This is a genomic window from Enterococcus sp. AZ020 (assembly GCF_050499205.1).
In the GTDB taxonomy this organism is placed as follows: domain Bacteria; phylum Bacillota; class Bacilli; order Lactobacillales; family Enterococcaceae; genus Enterococcus_L; species Enterococcus_L dunnyi.
Map to the genome: position 1 here is coordinate 1582633 of NZ_JBIPAT010000001.1, position 24158 is coordinate 1606790.

The window sequence follows — 24158 nt, forward strand, 5'->3', positions numbered from 1 at the left end:
CTTTTATTTTTCTTCAGTTTCTTGCGGATAAGGAATTTCTAAACTATCAAAAAGTTCCTTCATTAACCAGTATTGACTTACTCGATAATAGGCTTCTTCTTCAACGTTCACTGTGCAAAGCTTATCTTCTTCCATGAAGTAGAGCCATTGTGCAAATTCAGTATCTGTTTGAACTGTTTCAGTGTCAAAAACCGCAAGAGAAAGAACATTTTCTTCAATTTCTTCTTCTAGAATGGATCTTCTTTCCCGATTTCTTAATTTTTTCAATGTAAATTCTTTTTCATCGGCTAATGGCTCACGTTGGACGATTGCTACTGAATCGAATAAGTCTTTTAAAACAAGAATTTTGTCCATTACTTTTATTTGGTAATACGATTGATTTTCAATTTCTGTAAGTACAATGAGCTCATCCGGTTCACTTTCGCTAAAGGCAATCATTAAGTTGTTTATTTGCACATATTTTCTAGAAGCTGCATATTCTTGTATAGCTTTTATAACGAAGAAGCCACCATCAGAAATGTGGCCTTCTTCGTTTAAAATCCCTTTTTCTTGTATAGCTTCTTTGGCTGCATCTAAATAATGTGGGTCAGTGATTGCATAGACACTTTTGTCTGGTAATCCAAAGATAGTATCATTTCCTGTAGCTTCAGCCATCAAGTATAATTCATATAAGTGAAATACATCATTTCTTGTTCCTTTTACTTCTGTCATCATAAGCTTTTCACCTTCGATACTTCTGCATGACTCTCATAGCCAGAAATCCCTGTTGGAATTTTTTTCAAAGCTTCAGTTTGTTTTTTACTCGCTTTGTGCATGTCAGAGTGATATTTTTGGACAATACTTAGGTAAGCTACAAAAGAATCTTTTGCTTCACCATCCCAATTAGAACCTTGAACTTTACTTAATAAGCTTTTTGCTTTGGCATTAGAATCTCCCAGTAAACGGGTTAAGGTCGTAGCAGAGCTTATAGCAGTATTTACTTCGCTTTCAGTGATATCTAATTTTGATAATCCCATTGATTAAGCACGCTCCCTTTCTTTCTTAGCCTTTTCAGCCTTTTCTTTTGCTTCCCGTATTTTTGCTTCTCTAGCTATACGTTCTTGTTCTATTTCTTGATTTACTTTATTGATATAATAATTTTTTCGTGTTTCTGCTTGATTTTTTGCAGTTGTGAGACTAACACTTTTTGCCTCTTCCTGACTAATATACTTACTTAATTTTTCAGTTAGTTCTTCTCTCTTAGGATCAAAGTGATTAGAGGGGATCTTAGAGTTAGAAAAGTTTGAGACAGTTCCTTTGTAAGCAGAGAAAATCTCTTTGGCATTTTTCATATGCTTATCATGGTCGCGGATTCTCTTTTCTAGCTTGTCACATAAATGTTCATATTGATTAGCTTTTCTTTCACTTTCTCTTGTTACAAACCAATACATACAGTTACTCCTTTCGTTTCTTTATCTTCCCAATGATACTTTTATTTTTTCAGCGAAATCATTTTCTACAAAGTATCCTTCTGTATCATCAAGTTGTGGTTCGCGATAACCTAAGTTAGATGCTTTTAATAAGTTTTGATCAGCCACTTTTCCTAGAACAATTCCTTTATTAATTGTTTTTAGTAATTTACTAGCATCATCATATCCTGAAATTCCATTAAATAATGAACCGAATAGAAGATAAATTCCCATTTTAGGTCCATCTTGTAATAGTTTTACAAATGCTACTTCCATTTCTCTAGGCATATCTGTTAGCACATAAGGAATATTTGGCATTACTAAAATGAATGGGGTGATTTTTGTTAAATATTCCTTCATATTGGCAACTTCACCATCTTCTTTCATATCTTCAAAATCGTCTTCTCGATCCTCCATAAGTTCAATAAGTTTTTGGAAGATTTCAGGATACTCTGAATGATTTGAGCTATAATGAGTTGCTCCGCCACGATAATTAGCAAAGTTTTCTTCTTGGTCATCAAAAATAGCGTATTGATAATGACCAGAATCAACAATAAAGTTTTGAATACTTGTTAAACAATAAAGTAAACGTTCTGGTTTAGGTGCAAAAACAGCTAATTGATTCAAGCTAGGGATAGATTTTGCAACAGGTTCAACAGCTTCAAATTCTAAACCGAGTGGAATTTGTTTGTGTTCTAGTAATTCTTGAACTTGTTTTCTTTGTCTAAACTCTTCAAAATACAAGACTTCCGGTACCATCGGAATCGGTTCTGGTCTTGCCCCAGTCCAATGTTGATCCATCTGCGCCACTTCTTCTTGGATCGCTTCAATAATTTGAAGTGTATCTTCTCCTTCAGCTGGCAAGGCAGTCTGGAACAACTCCGGTTCTTCCAACTTGATCAACCCACGTCCAGGCAAGTCATCGATCGTTAATGTCGTCCGTCCAACGATGGCTCTAGGCTCAGAATCATCGATCATCTTCAACACGATTTGTGTCTTGATATTACTTGAAAGGGTCATGCGCATAGAATTTTGACGACCGGCAGAAAGAAGTAGGTGAAGCCCAATCCCAGCACCCTCACGGGCAACCTGAGTAATGACTTTTTCAAGAATTTCCTCAAACTTCGCACCCTTCATGCCTTCAAATCCATCCAACAAGATAAGAATGATCGGCTCTTCCTTCCCACTCGCACGTTCATACATTTCCAAACTAGCGACAGAATACTCACTCAACAATTTCTTCCGACGTTTCAATTCATCATTGATCCGACGAGCAAATTTCTCGATTTTCTCTTCTTCATCAATACTCATCGTATCGGCTACATGCGGCAATTTCTTAAGAGGTAACAGTCCATTCGTTCCAAAATCCAATAGATAAACATTCAAACGTTCTGGATTATGCACACGCGCCAAGTCCATGACCACCGTCTGCATAAACGTACTCTTTCCATATCCAGGACTACTAAAGACCGTCATATGACCTTCTTGCGTCATATTCAAGCGTAAGGTTTCCTGCGCCTGCATACTCGGCACATCCACCACACCCAAAACAGGTTCAAGCGGCTGTTTCTCTGTCTGCCATTCTTCTTTAAAGTTTATAGGATGCAAAGCAGTCGCAATGATCCGCTCTTCCAATGGCGGTAACCAAGGACGAGGAAGAGGTGTGATATTCTCACGTTCCGCTACTTCGTGGATCCCATCAATGATCGCATCTAATTCGGTTGGAATCTGTTTCACGTCATCCGCATTTTCTAACCCACTTAAATCTTCACTTAAAATTTCATACTGACCGAGATCATTTACAAGGTAAATCGTGTGATCTTCGATTTGTTGTTCATCTTTGTCCGGTTGATAATCCGCCCCACTCCATGCACTTTGGAACAATTCATAAATCTCATTGTTTCCGACTTGTAGATACGCACGACCAGCTTGAGTGATCTCTGCGGCATCGGGTGTTTTCAGCATTTCCATACTGTCGGCACGATCCGCCACTTTCAAGGCAAGCTTGAATTTCGAGTTACTCCAGATTTGGTCATTCACGACACCGCTTGGTTTTTGCGTTGCCAAGATCAAGTGGATCCCTAGGGAACGTCCGATACGGGCAGTGGAGACAAGCTCTTTCATAAATTCCGGTTGTTCTGCTTTTAACTCGGCGAACTCATCCGAAATCAGGAAGAGGTGAGGCATTGGTTCGTCTACATCGCCGTTTTTGTATAATTTTTGGTACTGATTGATATGGTTGACATTATTCTCTGAGAAAAGGCGCTGACGGCGTTTTAGCTCGGCATTGATGGAAATCAAGGCACGCATACTTTGAGCGCCGTCCAAGTTGGTGATACTGCCCAGTAAGTGCGGCAGATTCCGGAATAGGTTCGCCATTCCTCCACCTTTGTAGTCGATCAGTAGGAACGCGACATCATATGGGTGGAAGTTCACCGCTAAACTCAAGATATAGCTCTGCACGATCTCTGATTTACCAGAACCAGTGGTACCAGCAACAAGACCATGGGGACCGTGAGCTTTTTCATGGAGGTTCAGATAAACGATATCGTCTTTTCCACGTAAACCAAGCGGCACTGCCAAGGTTTTATGCGGAGAGTGTTCTGCCCAACGTTGGGTCACGTTAAATTCATCAAAGGTTTCGATGCCGTACATTTCTAGGAATGTCACAGCTTCTGGAATACTTGATTTTAGATTTTGTAAGTGATTCAATGGCGCCAATAATCTAGGCAATTGTTCCTTATCAAAATCAGCAGGGAAGTGATCTAGCTGGAAGTGTGTATTTTTCAACTGACCTTCTTCCAGTAACAGGACTCCGGTATTACGGTCACGGATATCGATGACCGTTTTGATATTATCGGATAAGCTGCTCATCACATCTTCCACAAAAATCACGCTACAGCCAAGTTCGCTTGGATCTTCATTGAAGAATTCCATGATGACATGATCTAAAATCAATTTTTCATCGGTGATCATGACCACATAGTGAGGAGAGAAGATAGTACTGTCCCGACTATTGCGGTTTTCTTCCATCGAGTTTTTACGGTTTTTCAAGATTTGATTTAAACTATTCAACACTTGATCCCGACTACGTTGGTTATACACAAACCCGCGGACATTCACGTCCTGCATTTTGGCATGCGGCATCCAGCGCATCCATTCCCATTGCGCTTTTTCCGCTTCGGGGAAGATCGAGATAAACTGTAGATCATGGTAACTATGAAACACAGATAGTTGGTTGACTAATAAATGTAATTGCTCTAACACTAAGCTTCTTGGTCCAATATAGCCGACAGGGCCATGCGTTAAATTGGCTAAAACGGGCATATCGGTTAGCTCTAAGCTTTTCGTGTATAACTCGTAGCCACTTTTTTCTAGATCATCTGTTTCTTTTCCGCGTTCTTTGTTTGAATACGAAATATCGCTGGATGATTGAACATTTCCTAAGCCTAAACGGTAGAAAAGAAAATCAAAGTGCAGCGGTGTTTTTTCATAGATACGTGGGCTGTAGGTTTTTGTCATATCCAATAGTTCAGAAACACTTGGATAATGATACAGTTGTCCTTGTTTTTGCTCTTGATTGATCTGGTGCAGCTCGACAGACTTGTCGATCAAATATTTTTTATAGCTGATTTCACGATCGATCAGGCTTTGTTTGTGTTCTTTGCGGCTCTTGAAATAGTTAGTGATCGAAAAGATGATCGTAATCAAGGTTGTTGCTGCACTGGCTAAGACGAATAATCCGTTGGGACGGAAGAAAGCCATTGCCACTGTTACGATCAGCATCACAACTGGCGGTAAAATCGTTTTGATCAGTTGATCCTTTGGTGCATCTTTGGGATCACTTGGTGCATTGATCATGATTTTTTCTTCCGGCTCACGATAAATGATCCGCGGCGAACGGTGGAAATCAGGATAGTCCTCGTAAACATCGTAACGTGATGTGTAGATTTCGCATAGATCAGATTTGATGATCGTGCCTTCTGTGGCATGGATCTCATGCGTAAAGAATTTCAGCGTATGATGAAGGAAAGAAATTTCATCGCCTTTTTCTAGTAAATACTCTGTTTCAGTAAATAATCGATTGTTGATCATTAATTCGCCGGATAAAACAGTCAAGAGCCACTGATCCTCCTGCTTTTTCAAGATAGCAGATAAGGGATGCGTCAGATGATCATTTGCTAATTCTAACGTTGCACCTCTATCTGTGCTTAGGATCAATTCTTTTTTATCCAGTAAGTCAAAAATGTGTAATTTCGTCACTGGTGTCAAAATCACAGTGACTGGCTGTTCGTCTGATAATGAGAAGGTCACAGGTGTATTCAACGGCAAAACGTGTTCCTGACCTTGAGTCGTCAACACCCAATCATCTTGCTTTTCAATCGTTAACGTATCTGTTTCTGACAATACGGGTACGTGTAAAGCGGCTTGGTTATCTGGACCGATCGTTTGGGCTTTTTCGTCGTCCAAGATCAATTGGTAACGATAGCCGTGAAGGTAGAGGATGGCTTGTATCTTTTGCATCTAGTTGCCCTCCTGCGCCGTTGATCCTTGTGTTTGTTCAGCTTCTGCAGCGTTCACACTTTCATCACGTTTTTCTTTGTATTTTTTGTAGTCGTCTTCCAGTTTACTGATCGTTTCTTCTTTTTCTGTTCCGGACATTTTCGTGTCTTTTCTCACTTGCTCGATTTTTTGCGTGATACCGTAAAGGATCAAATCAGAATCTTCTAAGTTTTTCGCTACATCTAAGGCTTCGTCAAGATTTCCGCGGCCGTTTTCGATCCAGTAATCTAAATAGGTTTCATCTGAACGCAAGGTTACATTGTTTAAGATCACTTTTTTCTGTTGTTCTTGTAAAGCTTCTCCTTGCACGAAGCTGTATGCTAATTCATATTTTTGCGTAAAAGGGATGCTGGCTGTTTTCACTGGATCTAATGTTGTGATCACTGCTTCATAGTCATTTTTCAAGAAAGCTGTATCTGTGTTTTGCATGCGATCTAAGAAAGGAAGACGGAAAAAGAGCAGGTAAGCTAAAGGGATCACTAAAACAACCGCTAAAACAGTCATCCAGATCGATAATTGTTTCATGACTTGGAATTTCGCTTTGCTGACTTTTTTAGTCGTCTTTTTCATCCGTTCTACGGTGTGATCATAATTTTCCACTAGGTATTGTCTGATTTCTTCGAAGCTTTCTTTTTTGATGATCGTTTGGATAAACTCAGAGCCTTTTTTGATTTCTAATTGTCCTTCGTAAAGCTTTGAGAAGTCCTGATTTTTTTCAAACAGGGCGATGATCAAGCTTTTGTATTGTCTCAATAGTAGGGCATGATCAGTAACTTTCGGCGGCATTTTTCCAGCTAAGCCACGGTAAGCGACTTTAGGTAAAAGGTTGTAATCGAATAAAATATTCTCTGGGTGGATAAAGAACGTCAGAGGTAAATCTAATAATTGCTCGATCGCTGCCATGTTCGCCATTGCACGCAGTTTTTCTTCTTTGGTTGCGGCTTTCAGTTCAGCGAAGGTCAAATGTTCTTTTGGCAGTTCATAAGTAAAGGTAACAGCATCTTCTTCCCATTGGATTGCAGTGTCCATCAATAGGGGATGTGAGACTTTCAATAAGGCTAAGTCTTTTTCTTCATTGACCTGAACTTCAGACTTTCTTAAGGTAAGTGTCCAGTTTTCTGCTGTTTTCTTGAATGTGTATGTTTGCTTTTCGATAATTAGTTCTAAGTCTTTCATCGTTTCCATCATTTACTCTCCCAACACTTCAATTATGTCTCCGTTTGTAATCGGATAATCTTTTAACTTCTTTTCTTCATCTAGTAAAAGTCCTTTATTCAAGACTTTGATCTGGTATTTTTTAATGTCTTTGTCTTTGTTGAATATTTGGTTCAATTCACGGATAAAACGGTAGACTGTGATATTGTTCGGAATACGTAGATCTACTGTTTTGTCTTTGTCTTGTTGGTATAAAAGGGTGATATTGATATGTTCTTGATTATCTGCCATTTTGCTGACCTCTTTTTCTACTGTGATACAACACTAATGTCACGACAGTGACTAATAATAAGCCTAAAACCAAAGGAAGCAGCTTAGCGCCGGAAGAAACTGCCTCAACAGTTTCTTCTTTTTTCGCCGCTGCATAATCGACATCATTACCTGCAAATAGCTGGGTGTGATCGTATTCTTTGGTTTTCGGTACTTTGGTCAAGAAGAATTGTGCTTCATCTTCCTGTCGTTGTTTTTCCTCGACTTTTTTTGCATTTGCTACTTTGTCGATCATTTCGCTGTCAAAAAGTCGATCTTCAGCGATAAAGCTTTGCGCTTTCCCGTTGTCGATCTGATCTTGATTCAAGCGATCAGTTTTTAAATCTAAGTTATTATCTAGTAAGGTTTCTTTTGCGTAAGAGGTGCTAGTAAATGAAAAGAGGCCGATTACAAGTAAAAGTAAGATCGTCAATTTCTTCATTTTTTCGCCACTTCCTTTAGTTTCCTTCTTGGTTTCCAAATAAAAATATTGAATGCCGCAAGAGCTGCAATTGCTAATAGATATAAAATGATCTGTACAACATTCAGTGCATTATTCGCTAAGATATCTGCTAAGTTGTTTTCTCCGATCGATAGTGGGTTGATAGAACGAATCATATCGACCATTGGATTATTGCCTTTCGTTTTTCCGATCGCATTCGTCACGAATACGTAACTAATGAATAAGAATAAGCTGAAGGCAAAACCAGCGATATGGAATTGTTTTAATGCATAATGGTTGAGCAGTGAGAAAATCAGCATGAATAAGACGACCATCATGACCCAAACGATTTGAGATTCTTTCACGATGCCTAATTCACTGACACTTAAGATTCCTAACACAACGCCAATGCCAACTGCACTTGCACTAAGAACAATGGTTTCCATAATGTTATCTTTGAACCATAGCTGTTCCCGCTTGAATTTGTCTTTGACCTTTCTGATTACAGGCTGTGTCGCAAATAGATAAGCAATAAATAGACTCAAGGTATACATGATCAAGATCCAAGTGAATGGTTCATTTACTTCAGTGGTTTTGATCGTTGCTTCTGCTTTTCCGTTGACTGGGTTTGCGATAAACTGCAGCAACGTATTGTTTGGAACACCGTCTTTTTGCGCATTGCTCAAGACCTTGATAAAGGCCGAAACAAAATCATTGTTGTTTGCCAGCTCTTCATTCAAATTCGCCATGATCACATCTGCATTTGAAGACAGCTCTTCTCCATTTTTCTGAGCGTTGTTGACTTCCTGATCGAATGATGTAAAGACAGATTTTACGCCTTCGGCTTCTTTGACGTTCATTTCAGAAGCTGCTTTAACCAATTCTGCTTGTGATTTAACAGAAGATAGCATTGACTCAACAGCTGAAATCTCTGTATCTGTTTCCATGTTGTCAGACGCCACTTTTGTTTGTCCTTCATTTGCTTCTGACATTGTTTTTCTTAATCCTTCGATATTACTGATTTGTGATTGGACATTTTCATTCAACGACATTGTGCTTGCTTGGATATCTTGCAGCTTCTCACCGATTTTCTCTGATTGTCGATCGATGTCTGCAGCCTGCAGTTTCAAAGAATTCAGTTTTTCGTGCTGATCTTTGTAGTGTCCAGTAGCAAAAGTCCCATTCAATACTTGTTTAAACATATCGGTCATATTTAGATCAAGTAAGTTGTTGAAGATATCAAATGGGTATTTATCGAATTCTCGTAATTCAGCGTTGACAGTATCATACAATTCAATTGTTTTACCTAACTGTTCGGAATATTTTCTATTTGCATATTGATATCTTTCCGTTAAAAATGCAGATAAATCAATTGGTTGCTCCCAAGTTACTGTATATTCTCCAGCTGCAGCACGGGCGGTGTAGGTTTCAATTTGAGGAGCTGACTCTTGTTCTGTCATTTCCCCAGTTTCTTTTTCGGTAGACTGTGTTGTTTCTTCCGTAGAGCTTTCTTCTGTTGTTGTTTCTTCGGTCGTTAAGCCTTCAGCAGGACCAGTGATTACATCCACAGAAGGTAGTGAACGAGTAGTTTCTGTTTTTACAACTGGATCTGCAGGGATGACTTTTTTGACTGTGATCGGGATCACTGGAGCGCCAGCAGTTTCGTCAAAGTCAGATGTAAATGTATAGGTGAAGCGCATTGGCGTACCTGTGGTAGGTAAGACAGTTCCTGAACTAATCACTTGGTTATTATTGTTGTTAATAAGGGTGATCGTCGATGGAATCTCACCAAAAGTAATACTGCCGTCCGTTCTGTAATTTTCAGTATTGATCACAAATCGTTGTTCTTTAATTAAGGCGTCTTCTCTTGCTTTAACCAAACGTTCATACGTTGATTTTAAATCTTGATGATATCGGCTGTTACTGATCGTTTCACTATCGACTTTCCATTCTAATTCTGCAATTGCAGGATTATCTGGATATTGATTATTTATTGTTTGAATTTTTTGATTGATCTTGTCTATATTTTCCAGCATTCCATAATTACCGTAGATACTTGATCGAATATCTTCGATTGCAGGTCCGTCGGTATATGGCAAGTAGCCGTATAGGAAAACTTGGTTAAATTCATTGATATCCCGTGTATCCTGTTTAAAAGGTAAACTATCGAGACGGTCTTGCATTTTTTTCAAGTATGTTGCATTAAAGTTGGCAACATTTGAAAGCTGTGAGCTATCATAATCCATTTTGGATAATACTTGTCCAAAGGTTACTTTAGATGCTTCGGTAGGATCATATATTCTAAATTGTTTAAAGAACTCTTCACTATAAGTATCGAAGTATTTATCTTCGATGCCTTCCAATTCTGTGATCTGTTTTTCTACATTTTCTTTAGAGGCTAAAAGCTGTTCATTAAGCTCATTCATTTGCTGGATATAGCGTCCGTTGCCGTTATCTGATGCAACAAAATCCTCCTGTAGGGATTGATTCAGACTTTCAAGCATGCTGTACATCGCATTTGTTTCAGAGCTTAAAAGATTATCATCCATACTTGTTAAGATCGAAACAAAATCTTCATATGTCAGCTTTCCTTCTGCACGCTGTTTCATTAATTGTTCTAGCAAGGTTGAAAATTCTTGATGACCATCAAGAAGTGTTTCAGGATTTTTCATAGCATCGATCAATGCTGTTGTCAGCAAATCGTTTGCTTGTAAGGCACTTTGTGATTGCGAAGTGATCGCAGGTAAGTAATCTTTAAAATTCAACGTTGGCTGATATAAAATATTTTGAAAATCATTGACAGAATCTGTTTGATTTTTATATACTTTTTCGATGTTCTGCTGTGCGGTAAATAAGTTATCTAAAATACTGACCACGTAAAGATCCACTAGTTGCTGATTCAAGTCGTTCACGATTTTTCTCCCAACACTTCTTGATTCATTTTCTAGTGTGGCATTGCCATTTGCATTGATCTTATAGTTGACTTGTACTTTTTCTGGTGATGGACTGTCTAGTTCCAATAATTTACTTGAAAAATTGCTTGGAATCGTTACGAGTAGATTATAAGTGCCGTTTTTTAGACCATTTTCTGCGATTCCTCGGCTAACAGTAAACCAGTTATAAGTAACATCTTTTTCGATTTTTTTAACATAATCTGCTCCCAGATTGTAGTCTATGTTATTTCGATTGACACCAGCATCTTCATTTACGAGTGCAATGTTTAAGCGTGTATCTTCTTCTTCGTCTTTTTTTGCAGAAATATCGGTAAAATCGCGATTCATAAAAATCAGCATAATCAGCAGTATGACAACCATCCAAACAGATTTCAAAATGTAATAAAGTTTTTTACTGTTCATCTCTCATTCTCCTAAATAAAAGAGGAACAGCGAGGAGCAAGTGCCCTCCCTATTCCTCAGTATGTGTTTCTTATAAACCTCTTCCGATAGCTGAAGAGATATTTTGGTCTGTTTCTTCCATGATTTGAGCCACTTCGTTCAATTGCTTGTTGATTTGTTCCAACAACTCAGCGAATTCACTTACTTTTGGTTTTAATGCAGTAAATTGATCATTGAAGCTGTCAAAACCTGAACCTTCCCAGTTTCCTTGGATTGTATCTTGTTCTGATTGTAATTTTTGTAAAATGTCATTTACTTGGTTAGAACCGTCTGTATATTTTGTTGCAGAAGTTCTTAGTTCTTGTGGGGATAATTTAATTCTATCGCCTGCCATTTTTCATTCCTCCAATTTATTTACTCGTAAGTATCTTTGTTAAAGACACCTATCTTTGACAATTTTATCATAAATAAAATTAGAAAAAAGCCAAATGTAATAAAAGGTAATTTTGATGTAATAAATAGCTCTGATAAAGTTTTTTTATCAGAGCTTTTGGGTCTTTATATCTATATAATTGAATTTTAGTCGTAACTGTAAGTAATAAATTAGAGAGGAGGTCATGGAATTCTGGAAAAGTGTGAGTACTTTATTTTTAACTCATCTTTAAATTTTCTACTGATGGGCACAGAAAGCTTTGTGTTTTGTAGAACACCATCTTTATAATGTTTGATAAAGGCTTCATTTTTTACGATTTCAACGATATAGTTTAAATTGATGACATAGCTGCCATGGGTCCGGACAAATGTATCGGCGTTGAGTTTTTCTGAAATTTCTGACATGGTTAGATATGTTTTATAAACCTTGTTGGCTGTGTGGATATAAGCGATACGACCGCTTTTAGATATATATATGATTTCATTTAATGTTAGAAAAATCGTTTTTCTGCCGAATGAAAAATCAAAGTAGGTGTTTTGTTTATTTAGATAGTCCTTTGCGCGATCCATCGTTATTGCTAACTGGTCTTTGCAGATCGGTTTAAGTAAGTAGTCAAATGTTTGAACTTTGAATACTTCAGGCATATGTATGGTATCATTTGAAATAAAAATTATAAGAGCGTGTAAATCTAGCTGCCGTATTTGCTGAGCAAGTTCGATACCGCTCATCTCTGCCATCTCGATCGTAATAAAGTAAATGCTGTATTTTACATCCATGCTGTCGAGATGTTTCAGTAGCTTAGTTCCGCTGCTGAAAAAATCAAACTCATAATTTAGGAGTCGATTTTGGTTTAAATAGGTCTCTACTTTTCCGATTTCGATAGGATCATCATCACACAATGCAATTTTCAAAAGGGCCTCACCTCTTTAGTTTAGCTTTTTTTAAACTGTCTTTGTTTTATTCACCAATTATTTATCTTTTTTTACATTTGAAAATAAGTTTCGAGCCAATGGTACCACTTATATTTATCATATCATAAATCTTGAAACATAATAATCTAGTTTTGGAAGATTATGAGCAGTTTTTGCAAAAAATAGGAAAAATTAGGGATTTAATAGGAAAATGTGAGTTACTTTTTTCCAGAGAATAGAACAAAGGAGGAATTTGAATGAAAAATCACTATGATCAACCTATTGGAAACCCAGTGAATGGCTGGGTGACTAGAGAAATGCCGATAAAGAAAACGCTTGAGGGGAGATACTGCTATTTGGAGCGTATTATTCCAGAAAAACATTTTGAAGATCTATATGAAGTGTATGGGCCTAAAAGTGCTACTGAAAATTGGACGTATTTGCCGTTAGACAAATTTGAAGATCCAGCTGATTTTTCTGCATATTTAGAGACTGTCAGTCGATCTAAGGATCCGTTGCACTATGCAGTCATTGACAAAATGACTCAAAAAGCGCTTGGTACACTAGCGTTGATGCGGACCAATCCAGAACAAGGGACAATCGAGGTTGGTTTTGTGATTTATTCAGATCGATTAAAAAAGACGCGTATTGCAACAGAAGCGCAATATCTTGCTGCAAGTTACGCAATAGGCGAGTTAGGTTATCGACGCTATGAATGGAAATGTGATGCACTGAATGAGCCATCTAAAAAATCGGCTTTACGATTGGGCTTTGTGTTTGAAGGTGTTTTTCGTCAAGCATTGATTTATAAAGGAAGAAATAGAGATACGGCTTGGTTTTCCATCATTGATAGTGAATGGCCTGAAGTTAAAAGAAGGCTGGAATCTTGGCTTGACCCAGAGAATTTTACTCAAGACGGAAAGCAGAAAAAAAGTTTATGGATGTGTTGAAACAATAATGAAGATCGGGTGAAAATGTTTGATCTCAAAAATGAGGATGGGACAGAAGTGTTCAACTCCGAGAAATAAGAGGAAATTCACGAAAATTGTTCTTCAAATTTTTGTGAATTTCAGCTTATTTCCGAAGGAGTTACTTCTGCTTCCACCGTTTATTTGTTTTAAAAAGGACTGGGTCGTAGCTCGTAGAGTTATGGCCCAGTCCCATTTCGTAGTCTAGTTACGCTGGATTTCATGTAAAATGATCTTTTTTTTAAGCCGCGCGACATTTTCTTTGGTGACATAACCTACAGCTTGCTCTAATGCATTGCTCATACCGCAAGCCATACCGTATTTTAATGTTTCTTCAATAGATAAGCCTTGATCTAAAGCGAACGCAATACCACCGACTGTAGCATCACCAGAGCCTGTAGGATTGATCGTCTCGATTTTTGGTATTTGGATGTCAAAAAGCCGCTCGTGAAATTTTGCTACAGCCCCTTCACGACCACAAGAAACAAGGATAAATGGAACGCTTTTTAATAGAGAATGATCAAGGTAAGAAAAAACGTCTTGCTTATTTTGTAAGGTAACACCTAATAAATCACCAAATTCATGAATGTTTGGCTTGATAAAGTAAGGCTTAGCGGAACCCTCAAGTACATTTTGCAGCTGCTGTCCTGAAATATCTGCCAAAATTTTTGTATCAGCACTAAGTTGTTGTAAATAATGTTCATAAAGATGTTCATTTTTAGTATTGGCTGATCCGCAAAAAGCGATGATCGGTTCTTTTTTTTGTTTTTTTATAAATGTGATCACTAAGTCCAAAACCCGTTGACTTGTTTCCTCTGAGATTTCTGGTCCTAGTTCCACGATTTCTGTTTGATTGTTTTCTTGATCCATTATTGTAACGGCATTACGTGACTCCCCTGCGATCGGGAAAAAATGTGTAGCGAAAAACGGTTCTTGCTCAAGACAAGAGCGGATGAATTCACCATTGATTCCTGCTAAAACACCTACAGCGGTCACCTCTGCCCCTAAAATGGCTGCTGTCCTGCCGGCATTGATGCCCTTTCCCCCAACTACTTTGACAGGATTACCGCAACGGTTCATCTCTCCTAAAATAAACGTATCTGTGAAATAAATTGAGTCAAGTGATGGATTGAGTGTCACTGTTAAAATCATTTGTTGTTCTCCCTTCAACTTCCAGGTCAGCTGGGCTTTTGAAAGAAGAACACAAACCCGAGCTACCTTTTTTTGTTCAACAATTTGCCATAAGATTGATAGAAATTAAATGTTTGTTCATCGATTTGGTCGTCAGTGATCACATAGTCAAGGTCAGAAAGCTTATAAAATGTATACACATCGCTGACATTGAATTTTGTACTATCGGCAACGACGACTTTTTTCTTCGCATTTTTGAATGCTGCCCGCTGGACGCCGCCTTCTAAGTAATTCGATGTTGTTACATTATTGTTGTAGATGCCATTCGTTGCAGCAAAAGCGATATCGATATTGAGCGTATCAAATGTTTGTTCTGCATGTTCTCCGATAAATTCCTCTGTGATCGGTGTAAAATCTCCCCCTGTTAAAAGAATTCGATAATCTGTATGCTCGATGACATAATTGAATGCCAACAGACTATTCGTAACGATCATTAAATGTTGTTTTTTGATGAATGGCAACGCATATAAGATAGTTGTCCCTGCACCTAGAAAAACGACCTGATGATCTTGGATCAAAGAATTCATGATTTTACCGATATACTCTTTTTGTTCGATATGTAGATTGATTTTCTCATGAGTTGCCAGTTCTTTGTCTTTGCGATCGATTTTTTGTGCACCGCCGTATAGACGAACCAACTGATTAGAGTCGCTTAACTCATTGATATCTCTGCGTATCGTCATTTCTGACACAGCGAGTTTTTCAGCAATATCAGAAACAGTCATAAAGGTGTTTTCTTCCAGTAATTCTAAAATATGCGCATGGCGCTCTCTTTTTAACATAATATATGCTCCTTTTTGTTCGGAAATGTTTATCTATTACATTTTAAACGTAAAATGAACAAAAAACAATCAAAAGAAAGCGTTGACAAACCTTTATACAAGTTGTATTCTTTTTGTATAAACAAAGTTTAACATAATTTTACAAAGTTGAACATAAAAAGTTTACAAAGTAAAAATATTTTTGTTAATCATGAGAAGGAGGAAAGTTATGGAAACGAAGATGATGTTTCAACAAGACTTGATCGATTTACAATTAACAGTACGGGATGAAGACGAGTTGTTTGAAATCATTGCAGAACGTTTACAACAGAAAGGCTATGTGAATGGAGGGTATTTATCAGGTATTAAGACTCGGGAAAAAGGGTTTCCGACAGGTCTGATCACTGAACACCTTAATATCGCATTGCCGCACTCGGACACAGAATATATTGAAAGGCCTTTCATATATATTGTTAGAACAACAAAGCCGATCAAGGTCAAACAAATGGGGGATAATCAGGAAATGGAGGTGAGAGATTTATTTTTCTTAGGAATCAAAGAACCTACAAAACAGGTTGGCTTACTGCAGGAATTGATGCTCTTATTTCAAAATTATGAATTTGTCTCTGAATTAAAGCAAGCAACGAAGGAAAACGATGTATTCAATTTATTTATGAAACAATGGGAGGAAGTAAAAAATGGCTAGAAAATTGATTGTAGCATGCGGTAGTGGAGTAGCAACAAGTACGACGGTTGCAGAGAAAATCAAAAGCAAACTGGAAGCTGATAATATCGATTATCCTGTGGAAGCAGTAGATTATAAATCGATCTTACAGGAATTACCAAGTGCAAGTATTTATGTTTACATTGCAAAGCCAGATGATGAAGTGCTTCAAGCAGCGGAAAAACTAGGAATTTCTGTATATGCAGGCGTACCGTTTTTAACAGGAATGGGCGTAGATGAAATCTATGAAGGAATTGTCAACGACACGAGGAAATAAAAAAACGCGTTCAGGTTCGTCACAACCTGAACGCATATAGATAGGGAGAAAAAAAGTTACGCTTCATCTCTCCATCTAAAATAAAACTATGTAGTAATCATACCAAAAAAATAAAAAGATAGGTAGGTAGAGGAGATGGAAATTTTTCAATCTGTGATTGATTATATATTGAATCTTGGATCAGCGATTTTTGTCCCATTGATTATTTTGATCATCGGACTGATTGCTCGGATGCCGTTGAAAAAAGCATTTATGTCAGCTATTACATTAGGTGTGGCGTTCACAGGGATGAGCATGGTCATCGGCTTTATGTCGGATGCGGTAAGTCCAGCGTCAGAAGCGATGGCCAAAAATACAGGAATCAACTTGCCAGCACTTGATTTAGGTTGGACAGGTGCGGCGAGTATCACATGGTCTTGGTCTTATGCGTTTGTCTTTTTCGCTGTAGTGTTAGGTGTCAACTTCATCATGCTTTTATTGAACTGGACGAAAACATTGAACGTCGATATGTGGAATGTTTGGGGGAAAGCATTGACTGCATATCTAGTCTATTTTATCAGTGGTTCGTTGATTGCTGGGTTTGCAGCAGCAATTATTCAAGTTGTTTTAGAGCTGAAAATGGGCGATATGTTCCAACGTCACATTCAAGATTTAACAGGGATCCCATTAGTTACGGTAACGCACTTAATGAATATTTCCGCAGTGTTGATGCTGCCAGTGAATATTGTGATGGATAAGATCCCATTCTTCAATAAAAAAGCAGACACAACGGCACTAAAAGCTAAAATCGGGATTTTTTCTGAAAATAGCGTGATGGGCTTTATCATCGGGGTATTACTTGGATTTGGTGCTGCGTACGGACTGTCAGGTTCATTGAATTTAGGAATCCAGATCGCTACAGCTATGGCGTTATTCCCAATGATCAGTAAAATGTTCATGCAGTCTTTATCACCATTAGCAGATGCGATGTCTGAAATGATGAAGAAACGGTTTAAAGATCGTGAAGTGTATATTGGTTTAGACTGGCCGGTATTAGCTGGACGTTCAGAGATTTGGGTGACAGCTATCATCTTAGTTCCTGTATTCATTGGTTATGCCATGATTTTACCTGGCAATCAAGTATTGCCTTTAGCAGGGATCATCAACTACTCGATTGCTGTAGGTGGTTTGCTTTTGACGGGCGGTAATTTGTATCGAATGATCACATTAGGTCTGATCTATACACCACTTTATTTATATGGCGCCACTTATTTAGCACCTGTATTGACTGGTTTAGCGAAAAAAACTGGAGCAGTCGATTTAAAAGGCGGCAGCATTACGTGGTCATCGATCGAAGGGCCTGAATTTAGAATTTTATTCGCAGAAGCGGCGAATTTGAATATTGTCGCAATCGTTGGCTTTATCATTTTTATCGCAATGTTTGTTTGGCTGTATAAATACATGTCGAAAGAACCTGTGCCGAGTGCACGCTATGAAGAGACAAAATAAGAATGCTTAGAGAGGGTAGAGAATAATGAATGAAAAAGGAAAATGGTTCACGCTGTTGTTTGTAGATATACTACTTTTTATCATTGCGATGGCTACAAATATTATTCCTATCTACTTTTTAGTCATCCTACTTTCATTTTTTATCTATAAAGATGGCAATGCTGTTCTTTTTAAAGAATATGATGAACGAAAAAAGCAAAAATATGAAGAATATAAACTCATACAAGATGCGGCGAAAGAAACGATCCGCACTGGAAAACTATTAAAAAAGAAAAGGGAGCTGTAATCGATTATGGCAGATGGAAGAATTTTATTTGAGCGTGAAAGAGAAGATATGGCAAAAATCGTTCAACTGATTTTTGAACGTAAAAATACCAATGTTGCTGGAGGAAATTTTTCGTTTAAAACCACTGACAAAACAGGGAAAGAATATATCATCATGACGCCAACTATGATGTCACAAGCTTACTTAGGACATCTTTCAGCTTCACAAATTTTAGTAGTCGAACCACATACAAGAAAAGTGATTGCTGGTGAAGGCGGATTGACACGGGAAATCAATATGCATGAAGCGGTATATGACGCTAATCCTGATATTAAAGCAGTTCTTCATGCACATGCGCCAAATAGCATGTTTTGGGCAACGAGTGGGTTAGATATGCCGAACCTGACAGAAGCGACTCAAAAGGTTGAATACATTGAAGTTTTAGAATTTGAACCAAACTGTTCTGAAGAATTGGCGGAAATCGTCAGCAATCATATTAAGACGATGCCTAGAAAACAATTGCCGCATGAATTTTTATTGGACAGTCATGGAGTGTTGATCACTACAGGTGGAGACACTGGAATCGAAGCGATCCATTCAGCTTTAGCCGTTTTAGATACAGTAGAATGGAATGCAGAAATTGCTTATAAACAGACGATCTTTCAAAAATTAGGCATTTTGGATGGTTACTATTCTAAAGGTGTCAAAATTGGTACGATCGATGATTTAATAAATGGAGAACCGATCTATAATACAATTATCAAAGCAACCGCCGGCGGCGATTGATTGAGTAAAGCAGCTGGGTTATGACTCTTTTGAGTTTTGACCTAGCTGTTTTTGTTTGACTGAAAGTAAGTGAAAATTTCCTACATATAATAGAAAGAACAATTTTATTAGAACTCTTATAAAACTTGCTAAAAACATTGCAAGAAATCCCTATTTGCGTTAAAGTAAGAAAAGACAATTGTGAAACATTTTCTGTTTCACACAAGGAAGGAATCTTATGACACCTGAAGAATTTAAACAATTATTGAGCAAGAAAGAAATCCAGCTGTCAGAGCAGCAGATGGCGCAATTTGCCCGTTATTTCGAGTTGCTTGTCGAGTGGAATGAAAAGATGAATCTGACTGCGATCACTGATAAACAAGAAGTGTATTTAAAGCATTTTTATGATTCTGTTTCGTTGGCATTTTTTGAAGATTTTTCAACGAACAAGACAATCTGTGATGTTGGTGCAGGTGCTGGTTTCCCTAGTATTCCGCTAAAGATCGTTTTTCCTTCATTGAAGGTAACGATCGTAGATTCGTTGAATAAACGAATCACTTTTTTAACAGAATTAGTCAACGAACTTGGGTTGGAAGAGGTTTCGTTATATCATGATCGCGCGGAATCATTTGGACAAAAAGCAGAGTTTCGCGGCGCATTCGATTATGTGACGGCACGTGCGGTCGCTCGATTGAATGTCTTAAGTGAATTATGCTTGCCATTAGTAAAAAAAGAGGGTTTTTTCTTAGCATTGAAAGCAGCAAAAAGTGAAGAAGAGATCACCGAGGCAAAACCTGCGATCGCTATTTTAGGCGGCAAGTTTCAAGAAGAAGTATCCTTTGAATTACCAGTCACAAATGATGAACGTCATATCGTAGTCATTCAAAAGAAAAAAGAAACACCTAAAAAATATCCGAGAAAATCAGGATTACCAAATAAACAACCGATCAAATAAGATGGAGGGACACAAATGGCACGAATAATTTCTGTAGCGAATCAAAAAGGCGGAGTTGGTAAGACGACGACCACTGTGAATCTGGGTGCTAGTTTGGCCTATTATGGAAAAAAAGTCTTACTGATCGATATCGATGCTCAGGGAAATGCAACGAGTGGGATTGGTGTACGTAAACCAGATGTTGCCACAGACGTTTATGATGTATTAGTAAACGAAGAACCGATCAAAGACGTGATCCAGCAAACGTCTAGAGAGAATCTAGACATCGTTCCAGCGACGATCCAGCTTGCAGGAGCAGAAATCGAGCTGACGTCAATGATGGCTCGGGAAACGAGATTAAAAGCAGCGATTGCAGAGGTCAGTGATCATTATGATTTTATTTTGATCGATTGCCCGCCTTCATTAGGTCACCTGACGATCAACGCTTTCACAGCGAGCGATTCGATTTTGATTCCTGTCCAGTGTGAGTATTATGCGTTAGAGGGATTGAGCCAACTATTGAATACAATTCGCTTGGTTCAAAAACATTTTAATCCTGATTTGCGTATAGAAGGCGTATTATTGACGATGTATGATGCTAGAACAAATCTTGGTGCAGAAGTCGTTGAAGAAGTCCGTAAGTATTTCCGTGAAAAAGTTTACGATACGATCATTCCTCGTAATGTCCGTTTATCAGAAGCACCAAGTCATGGCCTGTCGATTATTGATTATGACCCTCGTTCACGTGGTGCCGAAGTGTACCAAGCACTAGCAAAGGAAGTGTTGGATAATGAGTAAAGGAAAAGGTTTAGGAAGAGGTATTGATGCATTGTTTCAAGATTTCGCCAGCTTAGAAGATGTCGATGTACAAAAAGAAGAAGTCATTGAGATCCCGCTAAACGAATTACGGCCAAATCCCTACCAGCCAAGAAAAACATTTGACGAAGCTTCCTTACAAGAGTTGGCAAATTCGATCCAACAATCTGGGGTTTTTCAGCCGATCATCGTCAGAAAATCAGCAGTTAAAGGGTATGAGATCATTGCAGGTGAAAGACGTTTTCGTGCATCAAAATTAGCAGAAAAAGAAACGATTCCTGCAATCGTTCGTGAGTTTGATGAAGAAGCAATGATGCAAGTTGCTGTTTTAGAGAACCTACAGCGTGAAGATTTAAACCCATTAGAAGAAGCAGAAGCTTACGATATGTTGATGAAAAATTTAAAATTGACACAAGTCGAAGTAGCGGAGCGTTTAGGGAAGAGCCGTCCCTATATTGCAAACTACCTACGTTTATTAACGTTGCCTGCACCAGTGAAAGAACTGGTGCAAAGTGAAACTCTCTCAATGGGACAAGCAAGAACATTATTGGGATTGAAAGATAAAGATCAGATAATGACTTTAGCTAAAAGAGTGGTCGAAGAAAATCTAACGGTTCGTCAATTAGAACAAATCGTCAATGATTTAAATGAAAACCAAGGCAAAAAAATAATCAAAAAAGATAAAAAACTCCAAAAAGAAAAACCATACTACATTCGTGAAAGTGAAGATCGCTTGATGGATAAATTCGGTACGACGGTTGCTATTCAAGAAAAAGAAGGCAAAGGAAAAATCGAAATCGAGTATCTTTCACAATCAGATTTAGCAAGAATTTTAGATATCTTAGAAATTCATTTTGATGAAGAATAAAGTATCAATAAATAAGAGAGTGACATAAAACTACTTAGTTTTATGTCACTCTCTTTTATAATATATTTCTTGAAAAAGTATTATGTATATATCAATTTATAAATAATCGATATAAAATCCAGTTTATTTATAAATAACAAATTTTTTCTTGTTCTTATATAAAATAAGAAAAATTTATAATTGTTTAAATTAAACTATATTGTAGTTCTTATAAATAGATACTGTATTAATTGCTTACGTTTCAAGTATACAATAACTAATTTAGGCGTGTCAATGAGGAATAAAAAAATAACAATATATTTAATTAAATGATATTCATCGATAGATTATATGTTTTAATCATAATGATTGTGCTATTTAAGTGGAGACTAGTAATCCTAGAATAGTATAAGACAAGACAGCTTATAGTAAGGGATCGTTATTTTCAAATAAACAGTAATTAATATTAAAATCCCTTATTTTTATTCGCCGTCAAATAAACCGTCAAATAAATAGAGTTAAGTTATTAAAGTCAAAAATGATTGGAAAAGTGTATGAAGCACTTTTTTTATTTTCAATCATCAACATGGATTTATTTTATTAAAATGCTCTTTTTTTAAATATTAAACTTATTACTATATTTAAATTGACCGTCATCTAGCCGTCATCAGTTTTTTAAAAGTGCTGCATTCCAAGTAATAATACTCCTTTTTTCTTATTTTATATAAGAATAGGAAATTCCTATAATTCAATTTTTGCAGTTTATAGTGATCTATGTATAGGCTTGCCAGCAAGGTTGGTTGAATTTTCTCTAAGGAATTTTTTTAACATGAATGGTTGGTATTTTACTATATACAAAATTATGAGGGGGACTTTCTATTATGAGGAAAAAAATTATTATATTGACCGACACACTTAGTGCTAACGGATTATTACAAAATAGTTTGTTGAATATGGATTATGAAATTATGGTTTCAAAAGATATATTGACTCGGCCAAAAGATAAAGAGTTTTATTTTTTACAAAATTTCGATCTGATTATTTATCAGCAATCTATGTATAGTGGATTAAAAGAATCATTTTTGGATAACTTAGTACTGCTTAATAAGCCGATCGTTGTTTTGACTTTTGAATCGGAACAGGCGAATGAATCCAAATATGCTGATAATGCGGAGGTAACTTTTGTTCGTTATCCGATCTCCGTTACGGATTTAGCTAGTAAGTTGGCAGAAATTTTTGAAGAAACAGCAGTGCGTGCAGGGCAAACCAATCAAGAAAGAACGATAGATGTTTTTTCAGGTAATGAGAGTATGTCGCAGCATTCATCATCATTTTCAGCTGTAGCGAAAATGAAAAAGACACATACATTCCAGCTTAAAGACCGGACATTGATCATTGATAACTGGCTGATTCCATTAACTAAAAAGGAGCATCAAGTTTTAGAACACTTTATCAAATCTGATCAACGAGTCTTTTCAAGTCAGGCATTATGCGAAGCGATTTGGACAAATGCGAAGCAAAAAAATAAACAAGCGTTATTAAGTAATTTGATCAACCGTATCAAACAAAAAATAATGGAAAAAACCTCTATTTTTGAACCATTCATTTTAAATAAAAAAGGAATTGGTTATTACCTAAATCAAGATTTTACACTTTTGAATGACCAGCATGACGAAAAAATAAAAGAATTACTGACAGGCGCATTGTAAGAAATAGGAAGTAAGAAGGGGAGCGATATAGTTGGCTATGTTTAAGAAAAAAAAACAAAAATATGATGATGACTATGAAGAATACTATGATGATTATGAAGAATATGATGATTATGACGAGTACGATGATGATGATTTCGAAGAGGAAGAATACGAACCTCCTAAGAAGAGTCGTCCAGAAGCATCAAATAAGAGAGAGCGTTTAGAAAGTTCTATGAGAAAGCAGGAACAAGAATTAAAAGAAGAGCAGGCCGCCATAGTTGAACATTTAACGAATGAGAATCAGCAATTCCAAAAGGAAGTTCAGCGTCAAAAGACAATGGCAGAACGCCTAAAAGCGGAAGTAGAAAATAAGCAGCAGGAGATCGATCAGCTGACCTTACGATTGACCAGCTCGTCCCAATCTAAAGACAGAGTGCATGCGCTTGAAGATCAACTAAGACAGGCAGAAGATGCAAGGGTACAAGCCGAAGAACAACTATTAGAAGAACGTGCTAATAACAGCGAACTTGAACGGCAATTACGTCAACAGGATTCAATGAAGACTCAGATTGCAGAAGTTTTGATGGAAGCAAAAGAAAAAGCACAGCAAATTATCGAGCGGGCAACAATTGAAGCTGATAGAACAGTTGAAGCAGCAAGACATGAGACTAAGAAAGCTGTTTCAGAAGCTTCGATCGAGTTGAAAAAGATCAATCAAGAGGCTGCAAACTATCATACTCGTATCCTTCGTCTTCAAAGTGAAACAAGTGTGCTGATGGAAGATCTACTGAATAAATCAGAACGCTTAGCTGATCAGTCGCTAGAGTAAGGGAAG

At 37.4% G+C, this 24158-nt stretch carries 23 protein-coding genes and 1 pseudogene; 12 read left to right on the forward strand and 12 right to left on the reverse strand.

Annotation, left to right across the window (positions count from 1 at the left end; genetic code table 11):
• Positions 1-3 precede the first annotated feature (3 nt).
• From IGI58_RS07705 to IGI58_RS07750, 10 genes are all read right to left on the reverse strand, one after another.
• Positions 4-714 (reverse strand): DUF5081 family protein, encoded by a 711-nt coding sequence (locus IGI58_RS07705; RefSeq protein WP_429953903.1) that lies wholly within the window; start codon positions 712-714, stop codon positions 4-6.
• Positions 711-1016 carry a hypothetical protein gene (locus IGI58_RS07710; RefSeq protein WP_087641607.1) on the reverse strand — a complete coding sequence of 102 codons (306 nt, stop codon included), beginning with the start codon at positions 1014-1016 and terminating at the stop codon, positions 711-713. The genes IGI58_RS07705 and IGI58_RS07710 overlap by 4 nt, the downstream gene beginning before the upstream one ends.
• Positions 1017-1019: 3 nt before the next feature.
• A complete protein-coding gene (locus IGI58_RS07715) occupies positions 1020-1430 on the reverse strand; it encodes a hypothetical protein (RefSeq protein ID WP_087641606.1) in 411 nt (136 codons plus the stop codon).
• A gap of 21 nt (positions 1431-1451) precedes the next feature.
• Positions 1452-5972 (reverse strand): type VII secretion protein EssC, encoded by a 4521-nt coding sequence (gene essC / locus IGI58_RS07720; RefSeq protein WP_429953902.1) that lies wholly within the window; start codon positions 5970-5972, stop codon positions 1452-1454.
• The gene (essB, locus tag IGI58_RS07725) at positions 5973-7196 is read right to left on the reverse strand and encodes a type VII secretion protein EssB (protein WP_429953901.1); all 1224 of its coding nucleotides are present in this window, start codon (positions 7194-7196) and stop codon (positions 5973-5975) included.
• A 3-nt stretch (positions 7197-7199) separates the two neighbouring features.
• Complete coding sequence (locus IGI58_RS07730) at positions 7200-7457, reverse strand: EsaB/YukD family protein (protein WP_225535115.1); 258 nt, start codon at positions 7455-7457, stop codon at positions 7200-7202.
• A complete protein-coding gene (gene essA / locus IGI58_RS07735) occupies positions 7447-7917 on the reverse strand; it encodes a type VII secretion protein EssA (RefSeq protein ID WP_087641602.1) in 471 nt (156 codons plus the stop codon). The genes IGI58_RS07730 and essA overlap by 11 nt, the downstream gene beginning before the upstream one ends.
• Positions 7914-11273 (reverse strand): type VII secretion protein EsaA, encoded by a 3360-nt coding sequence (gene esaA, locus IGI58_RS07740; RefSeq protein WP_429953900.1) that lies wholly within the window; start codon positions 11271-11273, stop codon positions 7914-7916. The genes essA and esaA overlap by 4 nt, the downstream gene beginning before the upstream one ends.
• A 70-nt stretch (positions 11274-11343) precedes the next feature.
• Positions 11344-11646, reverse strand: a complete 303-nt coding sequence (locus IGI58_RS07745; RefSeq protein WP_087641600.1) for a WXG100 family type VII secretion target — start codon at positions 11644-11646, stop codon at positions 11344-11346.
• Positions 11647-11867: 221 nt separating this feature from the next.
• Positions 11868-12596, reverse strand: a complete 729-nt coding sequence (locus IGI58_RS07750; protein ID WP_429953899.1) for a LytR/AlgR family response regulator transcription factor — start codon at positions 12594-12596, stop codon at positions 11868-11870.
• Between the two features lie 257 nt (positions 12597-12853).
• Here IGI58_RS07750 and IGI58_RS07755 point away from each other — a divergent pair, with 257 nt between their 5' ends.
• Together IGI58_RS07755 and IGI58_RS07760 are read left to right on the forward strand one after the other, a co-directional pair.
• Complete coding sequence (locus IGI58_RS07755; protein WP_429953898.1) at positions 12854-13546, forward strand: GNAT family N-acetyltransferase; 693 nt, start codon at positions 12854-12856, stop codon at positions 13544-13546.
• Between the two features lie 40 nt (positions 13547-13586).
• Positions 13587-13709: pseudogene (locus IGI58_RS07760) on the forward strand (DUF3788 family protein); the annotation flags it as partial.
• Positions 13710-13768: 59 nt separating this feature from the next.
• Here IGI58_RS07760 and IGI58_RS07765 read toward each other — a convergent pair.
• On the reverse strand, positions 13769-14716 hold the full coding sequence (locus IGI58_RS07765; protein WP_429953897.1) for a 1-phosphofructokinase family hexose kinase: 948 nt from the start codon (positions 14714-14716) through the stop codon (positions 13769-13771).
• Positions 14717-14778: 62 nt separating this feature from the next.
• Complete coding sequence (locus tag IGI58_RS07770; protein ID WP_429953896.1) at positions 14779-15537, reverse strand: DeoR/GlpR family DNA-binding transcription regulator; 759 nt, start codon at positions 15535-15537, stop codon at positions 14779-14781.
• A 208-nt stretch (positions 15538-15745) separates the two neighbouring features.
• On the opposite strand from IGI58_RS07770, the gene IGI58_RS07775 reads away from it, so the two are divergent.
• The 10 genes from IGI58_RS07775 to IGI58_RS07820 all read left to right on the forward strand — a co-directional run bounded on the left by IGI58_RS07775 (position 15746) and on the right by IGI58_RS07820 (position 24152).
• Positions 15746-16222 carry a PTS sugar transporter subunit IIA gene (locus IGI58_RS07775; protein ID WP_429953895.1) on the forward strand — a complete coding sequence of 159 codons (477 nt, stop codon included), beginning with the start codon at positions 15746-15748 and terminating at the stop codon, positions 16220-16222.
• Positions 16215-16517: a PTS sugar transporter subunit IIB gene (locus IGI58_RS07780; RefSeq protein WP_225535122.1), complete on the forward strand. Its 303-nt coding sequence runs from the start codon at positions 16215-16217 to the stop codon at positions 16515-16517. Before IGI58_RS07775 ends, IGI58_RS07780 begins: the two co-directional genes overlap by 8 nt.
• A 135-nt stretch (positions 16518-16652) precedes the next feature.
• Positions 16653-18005, forward strand: coding sequence for a PTS galactitol transporter subunit IIC (locus IGI58_RS07785; protein WP_087641593.1), 1353 nt, complete (start codon positions 16653-16655; stop codon positions 18003-18005).
• Between the two features lie 25 nt (positions 18006-18030).
• Complete coding sequence (locus tag IGI58_RS07790; protein ID WP_225535124.1) at positions 18031-18291, forward strand: hypothetical protein; 261 nt, start codon at positions 18031-18033, stop codon at positions 18289-18291.
• A gap of 6 nt (positions 18292-18297) precedes the next feature.
• Entirely contained in the window at positions 18298-19056 is a 759-nt protein-coding gene (locus IGI58_RS07795) for a class II aldolase/adducin family protein (RefSeq protein ID WP_087641591.1), read from the forward strand.
• Positions 19057-19273: 217 nt separating this feature from the next.
• Positions 19274-19990 (forward strand): 16S rRNA (guanine(527)-N(7))-methyltransferase RsmG, encoded by a 717-nt coding sequence (gene rsmG / locus IGI58_RS07800; protein ID WP_429953894.1) that lies wholly within the window; start codon positions 19274-19276, stop codon positions 19988-19990.
• Positions 19991-20005: 15 nt separating this feature from the next.
• On the forward strand, positions 20006-20767 hold the full coding sequence (locus IGI58_RS07805; RefSeq protein WP_087641589.1) for a ParA family protein: 762 nt from the start codon (positions 20006-20008) through the stop codon (positions 20765-20767).
• Positions 20760-21653 carry a ParB/RepB/Spo0J family partition protein gene (locus tag IGI58_RS07810; protein ID WP_087641588.1) on the forward strand — a complete coding sequence of 298 codons (894 nt, stop codon included), beginning with the start codon at positions 20760-20762 and terminating at the stop codon, positions 21651-21653. The genes IGI58_RS07805 and IGI58_RS07810 overlap by 8 nt, the downstream gene beginning before the upstream one ends.
• An 860-nt stretch (positions 21654-22513) precedes the next feature.
• Positions 22514-23341 carry a helix-turn-helix domain-containing protein gene (locus IGI58_RS07815; RefSeq protein ID WP_087641587.1) on the forward strand — a complete coding sequence of 276 codons (828 nt, stop codon included), beginning with the start codon at positions 22514-22516 and terminating at the stop codon, positions 23339-23341.
• Between the two features lie 37 nt (positions 23342-23378).
• Complete coding sequence (locus IGI58_RS07820) at positions 23379-24152, forward strand: hypothetical protein (RefSeq protein WP_225535137.1); 774 nt, start codon at positions 23379-23381, stop codon at positions 24150-24152.
• Positions 24153-24158 lie beyond the last annotated feature (6 nt).